6 protein-coding genes are annotated in these 17,897 nt (G+C 66.9%); all 6 read right to left on the bottom strand.

What is annotated here, in order from left to right:
• Positions 1 to 130 precede the first annotated feature (130 nt).
• The gene (locus NK8_RS26690; RefSeq protein ID WP_162070099.1) at positions 131 to 1,027 is read right to left on the bottom strand and encodes a cupin-like domain-containing protein; all 897 of its coding nucleotides are present in this window, start codon (positions 1,025 to 1,027) and stop codon (positions 131 to 133) included.
• 21 nt (positions 1,028 to 1,048) lie between these two features.
• Positions 1,049 to 1,234 (bottom strand): MbtH family protein, encoded by a 186-nt coding sequence (locus NK8_RS26695; protein ID WP_162070098.1) that lies wholly within the window; start codon positions 1,232 to 1,234, stop codon positions 1,049 to 1,051.
• A 93-nt stretch (positions 1,235 to 1,327) separates the two neighbouring features.
• Positions 1,328 to 2,962 (bottom strand): cyclic peptide export ABC transporter, encoded by a 1,635-nt coding sequence (locus NK8_RS26700; RefSeq protein ID WP_162070097.1) that lies wholly within the window; start codon positions 2,960 to 2,962, stop codon positions 1,328 to 1,330.
• Between the two features lie 20 nt (positions 2,963 to 2,982).
• Entirely contained in the window at positions 2,983 to 3,186 is a 204-nt protein-coding gene (locus NK8_RS26705; protein ID WP_162070096.1) for an MbtH family protein, read from the bottom strand.
• Between the two features lie 13 nt (positions 3,187 to 3,199).
• Positions 3,200 to 4,696 carry a 4-hydroxyphenylacetate 3-hydroxylase N-terminal domain-containing protein gene (locus NK8_RS26710; protein WP_213232703.1) on the bottom strand — a complete coding sequence of 499 codons (1,497 nt, stop codon included), beginning with the start codon at positions 4,694 to 4,696 and terminating at the stop codon, positions 3,200 to 3,202.
• A 16-nt stretch (positions 4,697 to 4,712) separates the two neighbouring features.
• Positions 4,713 to 17,894 (bottom strand): non-ribosomal peptide synthetase, encoded by a 13,182-nt coding sequence (locus tag NK8_RS26715; RefSeq protein ID WP_213232704.1) that lies wholly within the window; start codon positions 17,892 to 17,894, stop codon positions 4,713 to 4,715.
• Positions 17,895 to 17,897 lie beyond the last annotated feature (3 nt).

A 17,897-nucleotide genomic window follows, 5' to 3' on the forward strand; every position in this document is an offset into this window, starting at 1 on the left:
CGCTTCGCGGGATCTCTCGCATTCGACACAACAGGCCAATCCAATGCGTACAGGATGAGCCCGATGAATTATGGTCGAATTAGAGATGCTCGCGCATCGGCGGTGACAGAGCGATGAAGGGCGGAATCGATCAGGGATTCACGATTCGCGACAGCGAGCCCAGCGCGACGAACGCTCTCATGCGCAGCGCCAGCGCGAGACTTCCCTGTGCCCGGATGACGTCCCTCACGGCCGGGTCGCTCAACGATCCGAGCCGGTTGAGCGGCGTGCGAAAACAATGCGCCAGCGTGATGCCGAACCCGGTATCCGCAGGGTCGACGCCATGCCACCAGAACGGCGGGATATAGAGGACATCGCCGGGCTCGAGCGTCGCTTCGAATTTCATCAGCGACGCGTCCGCGGGAAAGAAACGCGCCCGCTCCTCCATGTGGTGAAGGTTGGACCTGATCGGCCCGGCATACGCGTGCCAGTCTTCATTCGAGAGCCTGAACATCGAGATGCGTTTCGATCCGAGAATCTGTGTCGTCAACGTCTCGTCCGTCGTGTGGTAATGCCACTCGGTCGAAGCATTGCGATAAATGAAAAGACGGTCGCGCGCATAGACGCGTGGCGGCAAATCGCGGTTTGCGCCGAGAAAATCATAGCTGCCGAGATCGGCTTTCCATTCCGGAGGAATGGGCAACGCGCGAATGGCCAACGTGTCTTCCGGGGTGGCGTTGCGCAGTCGCGCGATGGCTTCATCGAGGCGGTACTTCGGCAGGTTCTGGTGCCAGAGTCCGGCCGGACTCGCGTTGAAGGTATCGGATACACCTACCTCACGATTCGTCAGTGCTTCGAGATAACCGGGCGTGCCCCACTTCTTCAATGCAGGCCAGTTCGGGACAGCATGTCTGATGACGACAGGCTGCTGGGCGCAGACGAAATCGCGCCAGAACCTGTCGTGTCCGAGTGTTTCGTTTTCGATCGATGGAAGTTCCACATTCCGGCCCGGAACGAGATCGATAACCTTCACGATGCGCTTTGCCATTTTCTATCCCCAGATCAAGGTTCAATGAGAACGCGGATCGATCGAACGGGCATCGATGAAGTCGAGGCATTGCCTGAGTGAACTATGCGCATGCTCCACTTCCCAGCCGGACGGCACGTCGAGATGAGCGGGCCAGAGCGAGCGTTGCCGCGATGCGTTGATCAGGACAAGGAACGTGGCTCGTTCATCGTCGAATGGGTTGTCCATGCTGTTGCTCCCTTCGTTCGCGTTTCCAGTCGCAATGAAATATAGGCAAAGGGAGTTAGCAATGAATTAGGGGTCGTGTGAGGAAAGATGCGCTCAGGTATCGACGGCCGCCGTCATCACGCGCGCGACTTTTCCTTCTTCCATCCAGACGACCTTGTCGGCGGCGCCGAACCAGCGATCGTCGTGACTGACGGCGATGATCGTCTTTCCTGCCGCCTTCAGCCGCGGCAGCAGTTTCTCGTAGTAATAGCGACGGAACTGCGGGTCCTGATCGGCCGCCCATTCATCGAAGATCAGCACGGGGCGCCCTTCCGCGAGCGCGCTGACCATCGCGAGCCGCTTGCGCTGCCCGCTCGACAGATCCGTGGTGCTGAAACGCCCGAGCTTGTAATGAACCTTGTCGGACAGATCCATTTCCCTGATCAGTTCGGCCAGATCATCCTGCGCGGCATCGAGGCCATAGAGACGATCGAACAGATGAAAGTCGGAGAAGATCACCGAGAACAATTGCCGATACGCCGTCGCATTGGCATCGGTGACGATCTTTTCATCCCAGCGCACTTCACCGCTATCCTGCGCGTACAACTGTGTGACCAGATTGAGCAAGGTGGATTTGCCGCTGCCGTTGCCGCCTGCGATGAACGTCACTTCGCCTGCCTTGATGAAAAGATCGCACGGACCGACATGAAAGCCCTGCTGTCCGTCCGCATTCTTGTAGCTGTAGCTCACGCCGCTTAGCGTGATGCCGTGCGCCAGTACGGGCGCTGATGCGTCGGGCCCCGATTCGGCCGCGCGTTTGGCCTGCTCCAGTTCGCGTTCGAGCGCGTCCAGGCGGTCCACGGCGAGATCGGCGCGCGACACCGCGGGCAGCGCCTGAATCAGACTGGCGATGGCGCCGCCCGAGAACACGATGACGAGAATGATCTTCGCCGGCGTCGACGTATTGCTGATGTAGTACGGCATCAGAAACACCATGCAACCGAGCAGGCCATAGAAAAACGCGTCGCTCAGCGTCTGGCCGCGATTGAAGCCGCGCCCCGAGCTCACGCGCAAATCCTGCACGGCGAGCGCCCGCTGCACGATGTAGTTGTCGAAGAGGTCGGTGTCGCGGCGCGCATTCATCTTGATCTCGCGAAAGCCGCGCAGCAAGTGATCGAAGCTCGAACGAAACGCGCTTTCGAGTTCCGTCGCTTCTTTCGACAGCGCTTCCGCATACTTGTAGCTGCTGCGATAAAAGAACGTCGCGACGCCCAGAAACAGCAGCGTGACACCGAACGCAATCAGCGACAGGTAGCCGATATACAGCGCCGAAGACAATAGCTGCGTGACGAAGTAAATCAGCACGATGACGGTCGGCGCGGCTTCCTCGATGGTCTGCAGGTCCCGGCCGATGGCAAAGTCCACGCGCATCGCGCCGATGTTCTCATAGGCCTCCAGGTCCAGCGAACGCACTGCCCGCGCGAGGCTCAGGCGTTTTTGCAGGATGAAGTTGGAGATCACGGTGGTGGTGGCGTTGAGCGCATAGTTCATCGCGAGAAGCAACGCGACGCTCGCGATGAAGAAGAACGCCATCAGATAGAGGTTCGGGCCTTTCGACTGATCCTGGTTCGCGACGGTCGTGACCAGCGCGATCACGCCGGACATCATCACGCCTGGCAAGGTCGAGGCCAGGAGCAAGGGCGTGCGGTCGCGTCTGGCCTCGCCGAACAGCAGCTTGATGAATTTCATAAGTGCTTGTTATCCCCGTGCTACGGCGCTTCGCGCCGCAGGCTTGCCGGCCGTATGTCGGTCCAGTTTTCGTTGATGTAGGCGATGCACGCCTGACGCGTCGCCACGCCGAACACGCTATCCCATCCGGCGGGCACGGCGGCGAACGAAGGCCACAGGGAATGCTGCCCTTCTTCATTGCGCAGCACGAGAAACTCGCCGGTTTCGTCATCGAAAGGATTCATCTCGCTCTCCGGATCATGGCGTTTGCCAGACGGGATTCACCCATCCGTGTTCGTCATAGTCGGCGAGGCACTGATCGACCAGATCGGTCATCTGTGCCAGCGAACCATCCGCCGACGCCATCGCTTGCAGATGCACCTTGATTTCTTCGTGGCTGCCCATGTAGTTGCGTTCGTAGAGTTCGTGACGGCCCGCGAACTCCGAACCGACTGCGTCCCACATGAGCTTCATCAGCTTGATGCGCTCGCGGTGGCCGATCCCGTTCGAGCCGCGCACGTAGCGGGACAGATAGCGGTCGATCTCCGGGTTATCGAAATCGCGCGTGGAGGACGGCAGATAGATCAGCGCCGAAGCCACGATCTTGTGCACGATTTCCTTGATGCGCCCGTAGGCATCCGGCGCAAGCGCGCGATACGCGAGCGCCGCGTGCAGATTCGGCAGCACCGCGCCATGCACCCAGTGGTCCGGCTGACGCGCCATCGTGTTGGCGAGCGACCAGAACATGTGCCGCAGCGCGATGACTTCGCCGAGCATCACCTGATTGCCGCGAAACTCGTCGCCGCTCGTGACGTGCAGCGCTTTCGAAAGCAGCCCGGTGAGAAAGTCCAGCTTCACCGCGAAACGCGTGCAGCCGTGAAAGCTCGTGCCGTGCATGAAGCCGGAAGCGGTCGGGAAATCCGGCGGCATGGCGTCCGTGCCGTGACTCAGCACGTTTTCCCACGGCACGAATACGCGGTCGAGAATCAGGATCGCGTCGTTCTCGTCGAAGCGGGAACTGAGCGGCGCATCGAAGGGGCTCGACGCCTGCGCTGCCTGATACTCGTACGAGTTGCGGCAGATGAGCTTGAGCCCCGGCGCGTTCATCGGCGTGAAGAACATCACGGCGCGGCTCTTGTCGCTTCGCGCGATGCCCGCGTGATGGCTGAGAAACGTGTAGTGCGTGAACGCGGCGGAGGTCGCGACCACTTTCGCGCCCGAGATGACGAGGCCGCCGTCGGTTTCCTCGTCGATATGAATGTAGACATCCTGCGCCTGCTCGGGCCGCGCGCGATCGATCGGCGGATTGGCGAGCGCGTGATTCATGAAGGGCACCGTTTCCTGCGCGAGCTTGTGCCATTGCCGCGCGTTGTCGGCATGCGCGCCGTAGTAACCGGCGTTGACGTCGAGCGTATTCATGATCGACGCCTTGTAATCCGGCGTGCGTCCCATCCAGCCATAAGTGAGCCGCGCCCACGACGCAATCGCTTCCTGCTGCGCGACCAGATCGTCCGCGTTGCGCGCGTGGCGAAAGTAGCGATGCGTGTAGCCGCCGTTTCCCGTATCCGTCGCGCAGGTGAGCGCGCTCTGATGCGCGGGATCGTGCAGCGCGTCGTAGAGCCGGGCCATCGAGCGCGCGCTGTTGCGAAACGCGGGATGCGCCGCGACGTCGTCGATGCGCTCGCCGTTGAAGAAAACATCGCGTCCGTCCCGCAGGCTGTCGATAAATGCCCGCCCGGTCAACGGCCGCGCCATCAGAGGTCGCGATAGCTCATTCACTGTGTCTCACCCGATTGGCAAATAGATCACGAATGACCGGTCCGATGACCGCGAGCGCGTCGGCCCGCAGCATGTGGTCGTGTTCAAAGGGCACATCGATCACGTTGAGCGCGCCACGGGCGCTCGCCCGCCATGCGCCCAACGAGGATTCGTTAGTGAGGGTAGCGGTGGCGCGCATGAAAGTCATCGGCGCGCTGAGCGGCGCGGGTCGGAACGACGCGGCAAGTGTCGCATGACAGGCCGTCACCTCGACCAGCGCCGGCAACGCGCTTTGGGGAATGTGCGCGAGCGGGCTTTCGATCGCGCGCATATGCTCCATCACGCGGTCCCATTGCAGCGCGCCGTGCGACGCCTCGCTGAACGGATAGCCGATCATCGCGAGGACATTGCCCAGATGCGTGGCCGGCGCGAGCGTTTCGTGCCGCAGGCCGCGCGGCAGATGGCTGTCGAGCAGCACGACATGCGCGACGGTTTCGCCCTGCGCTTCGAGGCTCGTCGCGATCTGATGCGCGACCAGCCCGCCGAACGACCATCCCATCAGCCGATACGGACCGCGCGGCTGAAGCGTGCGGATATGCGCGATATACCGGTCCGCGAGCCCGGCGACCGAAGGCGGCGCTGCCTCGCCGATCAGCATCGGCGATTGCAGGCCGTATAGCGGAACATCGACGCCGATATGCGGAATGAGCGTCGCATAGCACCAGCTCAGGCCGTAGCCGGGATGCACGCAGAAGAGCGGCGCGGCGGCGCTCGCATGCTGCAGCGGCAAGAGGGACGCGAGCGCATCCGGCGCGTAACGATGCCGCATCTGCTCGCCGAGTTGCGCGACGGTCGGCGCTTCGAACAGCATGCGGATGCCGATGTCCACGCCCATCCGGTCGCGGATGCGGTTGACGAGGCGCGCCGCGCGCAGCGAATGGCCGCCGAGCGCGAAGAAGTTGTCGTCGATCGATACGGCGTCGCGCTCCAGCGTATCCGCGAAGAGCTGCGCCAGTTCCGCTTCGCGCGCGTTGCGCGGCGGGAGGAAGCGTTTCGGCGCGCGCGCCGGAGCCGGCAGCGCGGCACGGTCGAGCTTGCCGTTCAGCGTGACGGGCAGCCGGTCGAGCGTCGTGAAGATCGCGGGAACCATGTAGTCGGGCAGACTGCCGACGAGCGCGGCGCGCACGCGGGCTTCGTCGTAATCCGCGCCGGCGACGAGATAGGCGGCCAGTTGCCCGTCGATCAGCGCAACGGCGCAGTCACGCACCGATGGCTGCGCGCGCAGCGCGGCCTCGGTCTCGCCGATCTCGACGCGAAAGCCCCGTATCTTCACCTGATGATCGGAACGGCCGAGAAATTCCAGCTCGCCGTCGGCGGACCAGCGCGCCAGATCGCCGGTTCGATACATGCGCTCGCCCGGCGCGCCGTATGGGTCGGCGACGAAGCGCTCGCCGGTCAGATCGGCCCTGCCGAGATAGCCGCGCGCGAGTCCCCGGCCCGCGATGTACAGATCGCCGGCCGTTCCCGGCGGGCAGCGGCCCAGCCAGCGATCGAGCACGTACACGCGCGTATTCCACAGTGGCCGTCCGATGACCGGTCCCGGGCTTTGCGCCGCGAGTTCCGCCGATGTCGACCAGATCGTGGTTTCGGTCGGTCCATAGACATCGATCACGCGTTGGGCGTGCGCGTGAAGCCGTTCGGCGAGGGGCGCGGAGAGCGCTTCGCCACCTGTGAGCGCGAGCGTGAAGTCCGCATGCTGCATGTCCTCCATTTCGCGCAGCAGCGCATCCCAGAGCGTCGGGGTCGCCTGCATCACGTTGGCGCGCGATGAACCGGCGAGGCGCGCGAGCCGGCGCGGATCCTTGACGTCGTCGGATGAGGCCAGCACGATCGTCGCGCCCGCGAGCAGCGGACCGAGCAATTCGAGACAGGCGATGTCGAAGCCCAGCGTCGTCACCGCGAGCAGGCGGTCGCCGGCCTTCAGGCTCATGCGGTCCTGCATCGCCGCGAGCAGGTTTGCCAACCCGCCGCGCGGCACCGCGACGCCCTTCGGCGTGCCGGTGGAACCGGATGTGTAGATCACATAGGCCAGATGTTCCGCGCGGGAAGCGGGCGCGCCAGCGTGTCCATCGACCTCATGGCCGCCCAGGCTTTCGACTACCAGCGCGGGCTTCGCGTCGGCGAGCATGGCCGCGATGCGCGCCTGCGGATAGGTCGGATCGATCGGCAGGAAAGCCGCGCCGCTCTTCAGCACGCCGAGTACGGCCACCACGATGTCGGGCGTGCGCGGCAAGGTCAGCGCGACCAGATCGTCCGGCCCGATGCCGCGTGCGATCAATGCCTGCGCGAAACGATCGGAGCGCCGTTCGATATCGGCGTAAGTCCAGTGCTCGTCGCCCTGCATGACCGCGATGGCATTCGGCGCGCGGCGCACCTGCCGCGCAAACTGCGTCGCGACATCCGCTTCGGGAATCGCGCGCGCCGTCCGGTTCCACGCGTCCAGACGTTCGGCTTCGGCGGGCGCGAGCAGATCGCGGGCGATGATCGCGGCATCCGGCGCCGTCGTGACGTGCTCCAGCACGCGCACGAATCTTTCCAGCAGCGTGTGCGTCGCGTCGGCATCGAACTGGCTGCTCCGGCAGTCGAGGCGCAGCGTCATGCGCCTGCCCGGAATCGCGACGAGCGTCACCGGATAATGCGTGCCGTCGTATCCGTCGATGCCCGCGATCGCGAGTTCATCGGCGGAATCGGGGGCGCGGATGGCATCCATCGGATAGTTCTCGACGATCAGCAGCGAATCGAACAGCTCGCCGTGTCCGGACGCCTCCAGAATGTCCGTCAGGCCGAGATGCTGATGCGGCAAGCGGTCCGCATGGGCCGCCTGCATGCGCCGGAACAGCGCCGTCCAGCGCTCGCCCGGATCGAGCGTGACGCGCAGCGGCAGCGTATTGATGAACAGGCCGACGCGGCGCTCGACCTCGGGCAGCTCGGCGGGACGGCCCGACACCGTGACGCCGAACACGATGTCCGCGCGTCCCGTGAGCCGCGCGAGCAGCACGGCCCAGCAACCTTGCAGGATCGTGCTGGACGTAGCATCGAGGCGCTGCGCCAGCGCGGCGAGCCGGCCGGTCAGAGACTCGGGCAATTCGATGCGGGCGGTACGCACATCCGGTGCATGCGAACCCGTTTCGGGGCGGCTCAGCCGTGTCGGCCCGTCCAGCCCGCGCAGCGCTTCGCGCCATGCCGCGCGCGCCGCTGCCTTGTCCTGACGCGTCAGCCATGCGTGCTGGTCGCGCAACGGAAGACCGCCTTTGAGCGGCTCGCCGGCATACAGCGACATCAGTTCGGACACCAGAATCGGCATCGACCAGCCGTCCAGCAGCAGATGATGATTGCTCATGACGAGCCGATGCCGCCGTGGCCCGGTCCGGACGAGCGCGAAACGCAGCAGCGGCGCGCGCGTCAGATCGAAGCGGCGCTCGCGCTCGGACGCGAGCACGGCCGACAGCGCCCCGGCGACGTCATCCGCGCCGGACACATCCGTCTCGCGCCACGGCGCGCTCACCGCATCGGCGATCACCTGGACGGGCCGGCCGCCCACCGTGCGAATGCTGACGCGCAACGCTTCGTGACGCGCCAGCAGTGCATCCGCCGCGGCCCGCAGACGCGCGGCGTCGACGCGTCCTTCGAGCGCAAGCGAAATCTGCGCGATATAGGGATCGGGGCCGGACGCATCGTAGAGGGAATGGAACAGCAGTCCTTCCTGCAAGGGCAGAAGCGGCAGGATGTCCTGCGCGCCGGGCGCGGCGGCCTCGATCGCATCGATCTCGGCTTGCGTGAGGGCGACGCCGACATCGGACGGCGTCAGTCCCCCGGTTTCGATTCGGGCGATGGCGCGCAACGCGTCGAACCAGCGCCGTGCCAGTTCGCGGATGGAGGTCTCGTCGAACAGGCCGCTCGCGAAGGTCCAGTGCGCGTGCAGGCGCGCGCCCTCGTCGCTGTCGACGACTTGCGCATCCAGCGCGATCGCATGGGACAAGGGCGCATCGGCGTCGTCGCCGCCTTCGAGCGACAGGCCGCCGATCGAAGTCCACGCGTCGCCCGAGCGGCCGAAGCGGCCCAGATAATTGAACGACAGTTGCGCGTGCGCGCCTGCCAGTTCCGCCGCTGTGCGCGCATTGAGATAGCGCAGCATGCCGTAGCCGATGCCGTGGTCGGGCAGCGCGCGCAACGCTTCCTTGACTCGCTTCACCAGCGCCGCGCCGGGCTCGACGCCGTCGAGATCGATCCGCACGGGATGCAGGCTCGTGAACCATCCCACCGTCTGCGACAGATCGAGCCCGCTTTCGCCCGGCTCGCGGCCGTGCCCTTCGAGATCGAGCAGGACTGGGCGCGTATCGCCGCGCCAGCCGGACACGGCGAGCGCGTAGCCGGCGAGCAGCACGTCGTTGACGCCGCCACGGAACAGCGCGGGCACGCTGCCGAGCAAGCGCGATGTCGTCGCGGCGTCGAGCACCGAGCTCACGCGGCGCGCGGTCGCGAGTGTGTCCGTGCGGTCGAGCGGGCGGGCGCCGAGGGGTGTATCGGGCGCGGCCAGGATCCATCGCCAGCGATCGAGTTCGGCGACGCGCCGCGCGCTATGTGCGTCGTCGTGGAGATGGCGCGCCCAGCCGCGAAAGGACGTCGGCACTGGCGGCAGCGCGGGCGGCTCGCCTTGCGCGGCGAGTGCGTAGGCCTGCGCCAGATCGTCGAGCAGGATGCGCCACGACACGCCATCCACGACGAAATGATGGATCGTCAGCAGAAGCACGCCTGCCGACGCGCCACGGTCGAACCACACGGCGCGCAACACGCGGCCCTGCTGCGGCGCGAGCCATCGTTCGGACGCCTGTTGCTCGCGGGCGATGTGTCGATCGATATCGGCATCGGTCCAGGCGCGCGCGTCGATTCGATACAACGGGGTTTGCGCATCGGCGGCGGGCGCGGCCGTATCGAGTTCTCCGTCGATGAAGCGCGCCCGCAGCAGCGCATGCCGCGCGATCACTGCCTGCAACGCTTCTGCGAGCGGTGCTTGTCGCGCATCGTTCGGCAAGGCCACGCGCATCGACTGACTGAATGCGTCGATCGGACCGCCGCGCGCCATCAGCCAACGCATGATGGGCGTGGCGGGCACGCGGCCGGCTGAGTCCTCCGTGGCCTTCAGGACCTCCGGAACCGCACCGGCGACCCGCGCCAGCGCGGCCGGAGTCTTGTGCCGGAACACATGCGCCGGGCTCAGATCGAGTCCGGCGGCACGCGCGCGGCTCACGAAGCGGATCGACGAAATGCTGTCGCCGCCCAGCGCGAAAAAGCTGTCGTCGGGCTGCACGTCGTCGCGTCCGAGCACGTCGCCGAAAAGGCGTGCGATCAGCGCTTCCCGCTCCGTCGCCCGGACGCGCCGCAGCGACGACGCCGCGCGCGACGGCGCAGGCAACGCGCGGCGATCGAGCTTGCCGTTGGGCGTGAGCGGCAGCGCGTCGAGCACGACGAAGGCCGACGGCGTCATGTACTCGGGCAGACGGCTCGCCACGGCTGCGCGTAGCGAGGTTTCATCGACAGCCGATGCCGGCACGACATAAGCGATGAGCTGCCGCTCGCGCACGGCCACGGCGCAGGCGCGCACGGCATCGTGTTCCATCAGCGCCGCTTCGATCTCGCCCGGCTCGATGCGAAAGCCGCGCAACTTGACTTGCTGATCGACGCGGCCAAGAAATTCGAGTTGTCCATTGGCACGCCAGCGCGCGAGATCGCCGGTGCGGTACAGCCGCGTGCCGGCAGCGCCGAACGGATTGGCGACGAAGCGCTCGGCCGTCAGATCGGGCCGCCCAAGATAGCCACGCGCCAGCCCCGCGCCGGCGACGTGGATTTCACCGGTCACGCCCGCGCCGCACGGTCGCAGGCAGGCATCGAGCACATGAATCTGGCTGTTCCAGACGGGCCGTCCGATCGGCGGCGCGACCGGGCCGGCGAGGTCGTCGCTCATGGTCGCGCAGACGGTGACTTCGGTCGGTCCGTATGCGTTGATGAGCCGTCGCCCGTTCGACCATCGTCCGGCCGTGTCGGGCGTGATGGCTTCGCCCGCCGTGACGATCGTGCACGCGGCGGGAATCGTGGCGGGGTCCATCGCCGCGAGCAGCGCGGGCGGCAACGTCACGCAGGTGATTTCCTGCTCGCGGATCAGCCCGGCGAGCCGTTCCGCAGACATCAACGCCGGATCGGCCAGCACGAGCCGCGCGCCTCGCAGCAGCGTGACGAGCACTTCGGACACGGCGGCATCGAACGAAAGCGACGCGAACTGCAGCACGCGCGATGCCGCCGTGATGCCGAAGCGCGCGGCCTGCGCGCCGACCAGACTCGCGATGCCGGCACGCGTCACCACGACGCCCTTCGGCCTGCCGCTGGAGCCCGACGTATAGACGACATACGCCGGATGGCCGGGCGCGACAACGCGCGACGGCGCGCCGGTCGGCCAGTTCGCGAGCGATGGCAAGGTCGCGAGCGTGCGCGCGGGCCGCGCATCGGCGAGCATCGCGTCGATGCGCGCCTGCGGATAGTGCGGATCGACCGGCAGATACGCGCCGCCGCTCTTTAGCACGCCGAGCATCGCGACCACCATGTCGGGCGTGCGCTGCATGGTCAGGGCGACGATACGCTCCGGGCCGATGCCATGCTCCACGAGCCAATGCGCCAGCGCGTTCGAGCGCGCTTCGAGTTCGCGGTAAGTCAGCTGCTCGCCGGCCTGCATCACGGCGATGGCGTCCGCCGTGCGCGCAGCCTGCGCGCTGAAGAGCGTCGCGACATCGGCTTCGGCGACGGGATGCGCGGTCGCATTCCAGTGGCGGAGTTCATCGTGTTCGGCGCGCGACAGCAGATCGATGCGTCCAACCAGACTGTCAGGCTGCGTGGCCATCGTCCGCAGAATCTGCATGAGCGTGGCGAGCAGCCGCCGCGCGTCGTCGCCGGAAACCAGCTCCGCGCGATGATCGATCCGCACCTCCAGTTCGCGTCCCGGCGTGACCATCACACTTACTGGATAGTGCGTCGTGTCGTTGATGGTCATGCCCGTCAGCGCGGCGCCGTCGATCTCGGCATGCGTGTGCGCGGCAGGATAGTTCTCGAACACCATCAGCGTGTCGAACAGTTCGCCGTGCCCGACGAGCGCCTGAACCTCCGTCAATCCGACATGCTGATGCGGCAGCAGCGCCGACTGGTCGCGCTGGATGCGTTCGAGCAACTGCGCGATGGTTTCGTCGGCGCGCAGTGTCGCACGCAACGGCAGCGTGTTGATGAACAGGCCGACGCGCCGCTCGACATCCTGCAGCTCGGCCGGCCGTCCGGCCGCCGTAACGCCGAAAACGACATCGTCCCGCGCGGTCCGGTGGCCGAGCAGGATCGCCCACGCGCCTTGCGCGAAAGTCGCCAGCGTCAGGCCGAGATGACGCGCGCAGTCTTGCAGGCACAGCGTCGTGTCCGCATCCAGCGTGCCGGTGACGGACTGCTGCCGCGCGGCATGCAGGCCGGGATCGGCGCTCGCGACGAGACGCGTGGGGCCGTCCAGTCCGGCCAACGCCGCGTGCCATGCCTTGCGCGCGCTGTCGCGATCCTGCTTCGCCAGCCACACGAACTGATCGCGCAACGGCGGCGCGACGCCGAGCGGCTCGCCCGCGTATGCCTGCATCAATTCCGACACCATGACGGGCATCGACCAGCCATCGATCAAAAGGTGGTGCAGGCTCAGCACCAGCCGATGGCGGCCGTCGCCCAGCCGCAGCAAGGCGGCGCGCTGCAAGGGCGCGGCAGTCAGATCGAAGCGCCGTTCGCGGTCTTGCGCAAGCCAGTCCGCGAGCGCTTCATGTCGATCGACGTCGCGCCACGGTGTGGAGACGGCACTGTGCAACGCCTGCACGACGCGCCCGTCGACGGTATGGAAACTGACCCGCAACGCTTCGTGCCGCTCGACCAGCCGGTCGATAGCGGCGCGCAGCCTGTCCCGGTCCAGCTTGCCGTCGAAGTCGAGCACCAGTTGCACGATGTACGGGTCGGGGCCGGAGGCATCGAACATCGCGTGGAACAACAGGCCTTCCTGCAATGGCGCGAGCGGCAGAATCTCCGTCGCGGTGGGAATTTCGACTCGCAGCGCCGCGGCGACCGCCGCAGGCACGCCCGGCCACGAAGCGTCGGCGGGCTGTGGCTCGGCGTCTGGATCGCGCGCGACGACGGCGAGCGCTGCCGGGGTCTTTTCGCGAAAGACGTCGGCTGGCGTCAGCACCAGCCCCGCCTTGCGCGCGCGGCTGACGAGCTGGATCGACAGAATGCTGTCGCCGCCCAGCGCGAAGAAGCCATCGTCCGCTCCGACCGATGCGAGGCCGAGCACTTCGGCGAACAGCTTCGTCAGCGTCGCTTCGCGTGGGCTCGCGGGCTGGCGCGTCGCGGACGGCCGCGCCTGGAACGCGGGCAACGCCTTGCGGTCGAGCTTGCCGTTGCGCGTGATCGGCAGCCTGTCGAGCCTGACGAAGCCGACCGGCATCATGTAGTCGGGCAGGCGCTGGCGGAGCGCCGCGCGCACGTGGTTTTCGTCGTAATGCCCGTCCGCGACGACATAAGCGATCAGGCGGCTGGCCGCGCCGTCCTGCTGCGCCAGCACTGCGCAGGCCCGGATCGAAGGCTGCTCGGACAGCGCGGTTTCGATTTCACCCGGCTCGACGCGCAGTCCCCGCACTTTCACCTGCTGATCGGCACGGCCCGCGAACTCAAGTTCCCCCGCTTCGTTCCAGCGCGCGAGATCGCCCGTGCGGTACATGCGCGCGCCGGGCGGGCCGTAAGGATCTGCGACGAAGCGTTCCGCCGTGATGCCCGTCAGGCCGACATAACCGCGCGCGAGGACATCGCCTGCGATGTACAGATCGCCCGCGACGCCGATCGGGCAGACGTTCAGGAAGTCATCGAGCACATGAATCCGCGCCGATGCGCGCGGCGCGCCGATCGGGACCGGATGCCGCAGCCGCCGGTCCGGCCTTGCCCGAAAACTCGTGACGAACACGCTGGTCTCGGTCGGGCCATAGCAGTTCAGGAGCGTTATTTCCGGGAAACGCCGCAGCACGCGCTGAAAGCTCGCGACCGACGCCGTGTCGCCGCCGGTCAGGATCGTGCGCAGTCCGCTGAGGCATTCCAGATCTTCCGTGACCAGCAGATTGAAGAGGCTCGTCGTCAGGAGGAGATTGCCTGCGCCGTGCGTGGCGATTTCGCGGCGCAGGTCGGCGGGCGTCAACTGCTCGCACGTGGCCACGACCAGTTCGTCGCCGCGCAACAGGGCGCTCCAGATTTCGTAGCTGCTGGCGTCGAACGCATAGGAGGACTGGAACAGCACGCACTGCGGCGGGAAGTCCAGCAGATCCATCGCCATGTCGACGAGACCGCCGTGCGTCAGTTCGATGCCCTTGGGCTGCCCGGACGAACCGGACGTGTACATGATGTTGACGAGCGACTGCGGCGCGATGTTGATATCGACGGGCCGGTCGTCGCCTTCGGCGAGCATCGCGGAATCGATATGCAGCGCGGCCACGGGCCAGTCGATGGCGCTCGAACCGGCGTCGTGCAGGACCAGCGCCGTGTGCGTGTCGTCGAGCATGCGCTGGCGGCGCTCCGGCGGCTGGCCGCGATAGAGCGGCAGATAGCACCCGCCCGCCTTCACGATGGCGAGCGTCGCGACGATCAGTTCCAGCGAACGCGCCATGTCGACCGCAACGCGCGCCTCGCGCGCGACGCCATGCGCGCGCAGCCGATGCGCCAGCCGGTTCGACATCCGGTCGAGTTCGCGATACGTCAGCGCGCGCCCGCCGCTGCCGCCGCTACGCAGGGCGATGGCGTCGGGCTGCCGCTCGACGATCTGCGCGAACCGTTGCGGGATCGACTGCGCGTCGCGTCGACGCTGCGGCGACGGCGCGCCGAACGCGAGCGTCGCCGCGCGTTCATCGGCGGCGAGCACGGCATGTCGGCCGATGCTCGCGTCGGGATCGGCGATGGCCTGATCGAGCAGACGCTGAAACGCGGACGTCATGCGGCGCGCCGTCTCCGGATCGAACAGTTCGGCGGCAAATTCGAGGCTGCCTTCGATGACGCCGTACGCGTCGTCGCCGCTGCCGCGCGCAACGAGTTCGAACGCGAGATCGAACTTCGCCGCCGCATTGCCGATGACGCGGGCAAGCGCGCTCACGCCTGGCAGCGCGAGTGGCGCGTCAGCGCCGTATTCGAGCGTCAGCGCAACCTGAAACAGCGGATGGCGCGCGACGCTGCGCTCGGGATTAAGCGTCTCCACGATGCTCGAAAACGGCACTTCCTGATGGGCATAGGCGGCGAGATCGGCTGCGCGCACGCGCGCGAGCAGCTCGCGGAAGGTGGGATGACCGCTGGCATCGACGCGCAGCACCAGGCTGTTCACGAAGTAGCCGATGACGTCCTTGAGTTGCTCGTCGAAGCGCCCCTCGCCCGGCGTGCCGATGAACACGTCAGTGCCAGCGCCGAAGCGCCGCAACACGGCAACCAGCGCGCTCTGCAAGACCATGAAGAGCGTGGCGTGGTGAGCCTGCGCGAAGTGCGCCGCGTGGCGATGCAAGTCCGGCTCGATGCGAAACGCGATGCGCTCGGCGCGGCCTGATCCATCGGTGGGTCGTGCGCGTACGCGCGGCAACGGCAATTCATCCGGCAGGTCGGCCAGCGCATCGCGCCAGTAGGCGAGTTGCCGGTGCGCAAGACTGCCGGTTTCATCGGACGGGCCGAGCAGCGTGCGCTGCCACTGCGCGAAATCGGCGTACTGCACCGGCAGCGGCGTCCAGTCCGGTTGCGCGCCTTCGTGCCGCGCCGCATAGGCCGTCGACAGATCGCGCAGAAAGGGCGCAAGCGATGCGCCATCGAACGCGATGTGATGGAACTTGAACACCAGCACGGCGCGATCGTGCGCCCAGCGCAGCACGCGCGCCCTGAAGGGTATCTGGCTTGCCAGGTCGAATGGCATGCCGGCTTCGGCGGCGATATGGCGATCGAGTTCGGCAGGCGTCGAGTCGGTGACGGCGAGCAGGTCATCGAACTCATCGGCGGGCACGAGATGCGGGACCACGCCATGCTCCGCATCGCGAAAGAGCGTGCGCAGGCTCTCGTGACGGGTGACGATGTCGAGCAGCGCGAGGCGCAGCGCGCGCAAGTCGCACGGTCCCGTCAGATCGAAGGCGTAAGGCAGATTGTAGGCGGCGTCGCCGCGTCCCAGCCGCGCGAGAAACCACAGTCCCTGCTGACCCGCCGACACGCAAGCGTGCGCGCCCGAACCCGCCGACGACAAGCGCGGGCGACGTGCGCCGCCGCCTGCGAGCAATGCCGCGAGCCGCTCGACGGTCGGCGCGCTGAATACATCGCTGACGCTTGCATCGACTTTCAGTACGGCGCGGATCCGGTTCGCCAACTGAGCGGCAAGCAGCGAATGGCCGCCGGATGCGAAGAAATCATCGTGGATGCCTACGGCGTCCAGCCGCAATACGTCGGCGAACAGGCGCGCAAGTTCGATCTCGACGGGCGTCCGGCCTGCGGTGCGTCCAGCAGTATCGCGCTGCGTTTTGGGCAAGGCGGCGCGATCGAGCTTGCCATTGGGAAGCAGCGGCAGCGCCGGCAGCGCAACGAAGGACGACGGCACCATGTAATCCGGCATCCGTCGCGCCAGCGCGTCGCGCACGGTGGCTTCTTCATATCCGGACGCGGGCACGACATAAGCAACGAGCCGCTCATTCTCCTGCAAGGCGACGGCCGCCGCCGCAACCTGCTTGTGCGCGAGCAGCGCCGCCTCGATCTCGCCGGGCTCGACCCGGAAGCCGCGAATCTTGACTTGCCGGTCCGCGCGGCCGAGATAGTCGATCTCGCCGTCGCCGCGCCGCCGCGCGCGATCACCCGTGCGATACATCCGCGAGCCGGGCGGACCGTGTGGATCGGCGAGAAAACGCTCCGCCGTCAGGCCGGGTTGTCCGAGATAGCCTCGCGCCAGTCCCGCGCCGGCGAGGTAGAGTTCGCCGGGCTCGCCGTCGGGGCAGGGCCGCAGGCTTTCGTCGAGCACGTAAGCCGAGGTGTTCCAGAGCGCGTGGCCGATCGGCGCGCCGTTCTGCATCGTGGCAACGGCGTGCAGGCTGTCGCCGCTCGCTTCCGACGAGCCGTAGAAATTCACCAGACACGCATCCGGCACGCGCGCCGCGAAGCGCGCGGTCAACGCGGGCGGCAGCGGCTCGCCGCTGCATATCCAGAGCGGGCACTGGTTCAGCGCGGCGTGATCGGGCTGATCGAGCAGGGCGGCGAGCAGGCTCGGCACGACCGTGATGCGCCCGATGCCCAGACGCGCGATCTCGGCGGCCAGCAGCGCCGGGTCGCGGGCGACCTGCGCATCGGCAAGCGCGACGGTCGCGCCGGCGATCAGCGGCGCGAGGAGTTCCGTGGCGCCGTCGATAAAGCTCATCGAACTCTTGGCGAGAACCGTCTCGCCGGGCGCGAACGGATACGTCGCGGCAATCCAGCACAGGCGGTTCACCAGACCGACGTGCAGGCCGACCACACCCTTGGGCCTGCCCGTGGAACCCGATGTGTAGATGACGTAGGCCGCATCGAGCGGCCGCGCACGCGCGCCGCCGCCGCGAACAGCGGTTTCCCCTTCGGCGCACTGTTCGTTGCCGGGCAGGTCGACCAGATGCAGTATCGGTATGTCCTGCACGGCATCGGCCAGTTCGGCGGCGAGCGCGGTGCTGGTCAGCACGCACGACGGGCGCGCGTCGCGGGACATGAAGGCGAGCCGCTCGGCGGGATACGCAGGGTCGAGCGGCAGATAGGCCGCGCCGCTTCCGAGCACGCCGAGAATGGCGATCACCATGTCGAACGACCGCGGCAGCGCGATCGCGACGATGTCGCCTGGCCCGAGTCCGCGCGACATGAGCTGATCGGCGAGCCGGTTCGCACGCACGTTCAGTTCGGCATAGGTCATCTGCCGGGCGCCTTGCACCAGTGCCGGGGCGGCCGGCGTGCGCGCGGCCTGCCGCTCCAGCAGGTCGCACACGGTCAGCATGGCCAACTCGTCGGCGGACCAGCGCGCAGCGTCGTGGCCGCCTCCGATCTGATCGGTCAATGCGTCCATTCC

The organism is Caballeronia sp. NK8, assembly GCF_018408855.1.
Lineage (GTDB): Bacteria > Pseudomonadota > Gammaproteobacteria > Burkholderiales > Burkholderiaceae > Caballeronia.